We start from the raw sequence: 5,173 nt of genomic DNA on the forward strand, positions 1-5,173 counted from the left end.
GGGTTGGTGAAAAGACTACAATTACCCTCCCGGATGCCTCCTCAGTAGCGCTCAACGCCCTGACCGAAATAGCCTTTAACGAAAGTACATGGGAAGACAACAGGGAAGTACAACTGGAGGGGGAGGCATTTTTTGATGTAGCCAAAGGGGCGAAATTTGTAGTAGCCACGTCGGCAGGAACTGTAAGCGTCCTGGGTACTGAGTTCAATGTTAGGCACAGGGGCAGGGTATTTGAGGTACGTTGTTTTGAAGGTCAGGTAAAAGTGGTTTCGGGGGACCACACCACAGTGCTCCGGGAGGGCGATAATTTCAGGATTTCTAACGGGGTAGTTACTTCAGGGAAAAATACCGATTCCTTTCCACGATGGACCCGGAATACCAGTGATTTCCAGCGCGTGCCGATGAGTGAGGTTTTTGCAGAACTGCAGCGGCAATACGATGTGAAGGTCCTCTTGGAAGCTATAGACACCGAACAACTTTTTACCGGAGGTTTTATACATGGAAACCTCGAATTGGCCCTTAAATCTATTACAGAACCCATGGGGTTGAGTTATAGCATAAATAAAAACAATGAAGTCAGGGTGAAGCCGCGTGAGCAATAACCGAATATTCCTTTTCAGCCTTTTGGTCTGCCTCTTCAGCGCTTCGCTGTTTGGGCAAGAACCAGGGGCTGGCACACCGCTCCTGACTGTGTTGAACGATATTCAGGAGCGCTACAAGGTGCAGTTTAACTATGCCTCTGACCTCATTCAGGACCTCGAGGTGCCCGCCCCTGAAAAAGACCTCGATCTTAACCAGTGTGTTGAATTCCTCAAAGTTCAGACCGGACTCGATTTTAATTTCATTTCAGAATCCCTGATTTCGATAACGCCCAAACCCCTTTTGCTATGCGGGTATATTCGGGACAAGGACACCTCTGAACCCCTGCCCTACACCACCGTCCAATCCGGTGGCAATGGCACGATATCCAATGCGGAGGGCTATTTTGAACTGACCGTTACAGATCCTACAGACGTGGTGCTGATACGGCATATCGGACATCGGAGCATTCGGCGCGAATACCGGTTCTTCAATACCTCGAAATGTGGCCCGGTCTACCTGATTGAGGACCGGCAAAACCTGACTGAGATTGTCCTCTCAGATTACCTGATACGGGGGATGGACAAACTGGACAACGGGGTATTCCAGCTGGATTTTGACAAGTTTACTATCCTGCCGGGACTGGTGGAAGGGGATGTACTGCAGTCCGTACAGGCATTTCCAGGGATACAAAGCATCGATGAAACCGTGTCGAATATCAATATCAGGGGCGGCAGCCATGACCAGAACCTGATCTTATGGGACGATATAAAAATGTACCAGTCGGGGCATTTTTTCGGGCTGATTTCCATGTATAACCCGCAGATTACCCAAAAAGTGCAACTGCAGAAAAATGGGACCTCCGCGGCAATGACAGACGGGGTAAGTGGTACTATCGCCATGGGTACAGACAAAATGATCAATCCGGAATTCAAAGGAAGCCTCGGCCTCAATATGATCGACGCCAATGGTTTTATCGATGTCCCTCTTGGAGAAAACACATCTGTTCAGCTCGCAGGAAGAAAAGCCATTAGTGACCTTTTTGAAACCCCCACCTACTCCGAATACTTCAAACGGATCGCCCAGGACACCGAAATTGAAAGAAACCAGACTTCTGTTACCAATACTGATGTAGCTTTTGACTTCTATGACGCCTCTGCACGGTTACTGTCCAAACCGACCGATAAAGACCTGTTACGCCTCAATTTTATACATACCGCCAATCAGGTTGTTTTTAACGAGAATGCCGTTTTGGAGGGTATCGAAGTCGAGAAGGAAAGCAGCATAGAACAAAAGAGTACGGCCTTTGGGCTGTACCACACCCGGAACTGGACTTCGGATTTCACGACGGAATTTTCCATTTACCAATCGGATTACAAACTGAGGGCTATTAATGCCAATGTACTGCAGGACCAGCGATTCCTTCAGGAAAATAGCGTCTCTGAAACCGGTATTCGCGCTATTGGCCGGAAAAACCTTTCTGAAACCCTGGAATGGGGAAACGGCTACCATTTTGTCGAGACAAAAATTACCAACCTCGACGATGTGGATAACCCAATTTTCCGGAGGTTGATCGGGGAGGTTCTCAGGACCCACGGGGTATTTTCAGAAATCCATTGGAATTCCCCGGATAGAAGGACCTCTTTTAATGGAGGGGTGCGGGTGAATTACCTCGATAAGTTCAGGAAATTTCTGGTAGAACCCCGGCTCAGCCTGAACCATGAATTCCTGCAATGGTTCCATTTGGAGGTATTGGGTGAATTTAAACATCAGAACACCTCCCAGATTATTAACTTTCAAAACGATTTTCTGGGGGTTGAAAAAAGGCGCTGGCAGCTTTCCAACAATGATGATATTCCCATAATCCGCAGCCGGCAGGGATCACTGGGCTTGAGTTATGTTCGCAAGGACTGGTTGATCAACGCCGTGGGATTTTTTAAAGGAGTGGAAGGCATTACGACCCAAAGCCAGGGGTTTACCGATGCGTATGAATTCGTTAAATCTGCCGGAAACTACGATGCATACGGTCTTGAGCTGTTATTGAGAAAACAGTTCAACAACTTGAATACGTGGCTCAGCTATGGGTACCTGAAAAACCAGTACAACTTTCCCGAACTCGACGAAACAGACTTCAGAAGCAATTTTGACATTCGCCACACACTCAGCAGTGGAATCACTTATTCCGCAGGCCGGTTTTATTTCGCCCTTGGGGGCAACTGGCGCACCGGGAAACCTTTTACGGCCCCCGAGGCAGATGACGCCCAGGCAGGAAATCAGATTAACTATGGCCCTGTGAATGCAAACCAACTGGAGGACTACTTCCGACTGGATGTATCGGCCATTTACAGAAGTAAACTAAGTGATGCTATCGGAATTCAGGCGGGCCTGTCCGTGTGGAATGTGACTAACAGGATCAATTCAATCAATACCTTTTATACGCTTGCGGATCAGGGCAATCCCCAGCAGGTTTTGCAGGAGTCCCTGGGTATTACACCCAATGCTACACTAAAGATCTTATTTAATTGACCCCTTGCAGGAAATCACCTCCCTCCTGCCGTCTGCCACCAGCCACTGCCAAATTCAACTTTGAACCTTGAACTTTGAACCCCTACCTGAGTCTTCGGTACGCAGTCGCAGTACGCACAAAACGCACCAGCCCCTTCAAGAAATCAAAATCAGTACCGCCAACTGCCCCTGGCTACTGCCAACTTGAACCTTGAACCTTGAACTTTCAACCCTTGAACCAAAGTCCCGCCTAAATCCGGAATCCCAGTATCAACAGGTAGGCATGCCCATCTGCCCGAAGCTGGGAATTCAGATAGGACTCCAATTCAAACCCAAAAGTAATTTGATGGTTATTGGGTAAGAGGTGGATAAATGTGAGGTTGTAATCCCGCTCATTGGGGAAGCGCTCATAAGCCGCCGGGGAGTCGAGTATATACCATTCAAAACCCAGGCGCTGGGACCAGCGGGGGTTATCCCAGAGGCGAAATACAAGCCCCAATCCATAGCGAAAACGGTGATAGTTTTCGGGTTTTAAATCCCCGGATGTATAAAACTCACGCCATTCCGAACGGAATCGCTGTTCCACCAGGATTTTCTGTAAAAGGGTAAACCTGAAATTAAGCGCTACCCACGGCCTGACCTCCCAGAAATTGTCGATTTCAGAATCAAAGGTAAAAGCAGAGCCGACGCCACCCTGAAAAGTCCATGGACCAGTAGTGTAGTCCAGCACGGGGGATACTCCTACCCTGCTCCATCCTATCTTATTGTAGATATGCTTCCAGTTGGCTGTGGCCTGCAAGCCCCAGTGCTCCCTACCCCACAAACCCTTCGATAAGTCGAATTCATGGAGGAATACCTCCTGGGCCTGCACCCGGGTCACGGCTAAGGGTTGTAACCCTAAAAATAGAAGCAATAAAACGGTAAATCGCGTCATGGTAATTCTGGATTCTAAGAAACTGTTCACTTTCCCTTTAGCTTTACCTTTGGCTCCGGGGAGTAAGTCCGGAGGGGACCAAAACCTGGGCAGGCTTCTACAAGTTTAGGTTTAAGGATCCCGTTACAACTGATCTAAATTCCACAGGCCGGTCTGAAGGCTTAGTAACAAGAAAAAGAGCCGTAATTATACAGCTCTTTTAAATTCTATAAACCGCGTTAAGTCAAAAGAAATCTATTCTGATTTGTCTTTCTTCTCCCAGACAATGGCACGAATTTCAGCCTTGTCAATTTCGGCGGCCGTAATTTCATTTCCCATATCATCCTTAATATCCAGCAGGTACATGATATTGGACTGATCATCATAAAGGTAATGATCCGTTTTCCGCTTTACGTGCTTTAACCTGCGCCTCAGTTGTCTGGCTTCCTTAGCCGTCATCCCGTTTTGAACGTCGTAGGTGTCTTTGTGGTTCTTATCTGTAAATGCAATTTTACTGATCTCACCATTGCCATCGGAAACCAACTGCAATACACCGATTTGTTCATCCTTCTTATTATACGCCACGAAGGTTTCCGTCTCATCCAGTGTAAACACCGCCTGGGTGAGGTCCACCTCCCGGGTCTCATATTCATTTTCAATCAAAGCTGCATGCATCTCTTCAGCTGTATGCACTTTCACATCCTTTGGCTCGGCCTCCAGGGAAACTTCACCACCTTCAATAATCTTCCGGCCATGTGAGGTAATCGGCACCTTGTCAAAATGGTGTTCATCCACAAGTATTACATCAGCATGTATATCTATTATTTCAGTCATAGGCTGCTCTTCCACGGCCACCTTTTCTTCAGGCGGAGTCTTCTTTTTATCTGTTTTACAAGAAGCCAGAAGAGTCAGGGCGCCAAGCGCCAGAACGAAATAGTATTTGCGCATTACAGTTTTTTTTAAGGTTATCGAGTATCAAAGATACGGAATACGGCCCGAATTGAACTTTGAACTTTTGAACCTTGAGCCCTTAACGCCATACCTCCTGCCAAATGCTACAGAATCGGTTTACTCAATTTTCCGGATGGTCGTTTCCCCTATGACAATTCCTTTGTCTATATCCGGGGAACCCACATACTCGACCGTGGCTTCACCATAGGCAGTCACCTTTAACCT

4 protein-coding genes are annotated in these 5,173 nt (G+C 47.4%); 2 read left to right on the forward strand and 2 right to left on the reverse strand.

Annotation, left to right across the window (positions count from 1 at the left end; all coding sequences use genetic code 11):
- Together WBV75_RS12415 and WBV75_RS12420 are read left to right on the forward strand one after the other, a co-directional pair.
- A partial coding sequence (locus tag WBV75_RS12415; protein ID WP_424120906.1) for a FecR family protein occupies nt 1-602 on the forward strand: 602 nt, incomplete at its 5' end.
- The gene (locus WBV75_RS12420; protein WP_424120907.1) at nt 592-3,105 is read left to right on the forward strand and encodes a TonB-dependent receptor; all 2,514 of its coding nucleotides are present in this window, start codon (nt 592-594) and stop codon (nt 3,103-3,105) included. The genes WBV75_RS12415 and WBV75_RS12420, both read left to right, overlap by 11 nt.
- Nucleotides 3,106-3,334: 229 nt before the next feature.
- Here the strand turns inward: WBV75_RS12420 and WBV75_RS12425 are convergent, their stop codons facing one another.
- Nucleotides 3,335-4,048: a hypothetical protein gene (locus WBV75_RS12425; RefSeq protein WP_424120908.1), complete on the reverse strand. Its 714-nt coding sequence runs from the start codon at nt 4,046-4,048 to the stop codon at nt 3,335-3,337.
- Nucleotides 4,049-4,252: 204 nt separating this feature from the next.
- The gene (locus WBV75_RS12430; RefSeq protein WP_424120909.1) at nt 4,253-4,945 is read right to left on the reverse strand and encodes a hypothetical protein; all 693 of its coding nucleotides are present in this window, start codon (nt 4,943-4,945) and stop codon (nt 4,253-4,255) included.
- Nucleotides 4,946-5,173 lie beyond the last annotated feature (228 nt).

The organism is Robiginitalea sp. (genome assembly GCF_049588695.1).
Taxonomy (GTDB): Bacteria; Bacteroidota; Bacteroidia; order Flavobacteriales; family Flavobacteriaceae; genus Robiginitalea.

Excerpts from the sequence above, each read along its gene's own strand:
- WBV75_RS12430 (WP_424120909.1), bottom strand. The coding sequence starts at position 4,945 with ATGCGCAAATACTATTTCGTTCTGGCGCTTGGCGCCCTGACTCTTCTG.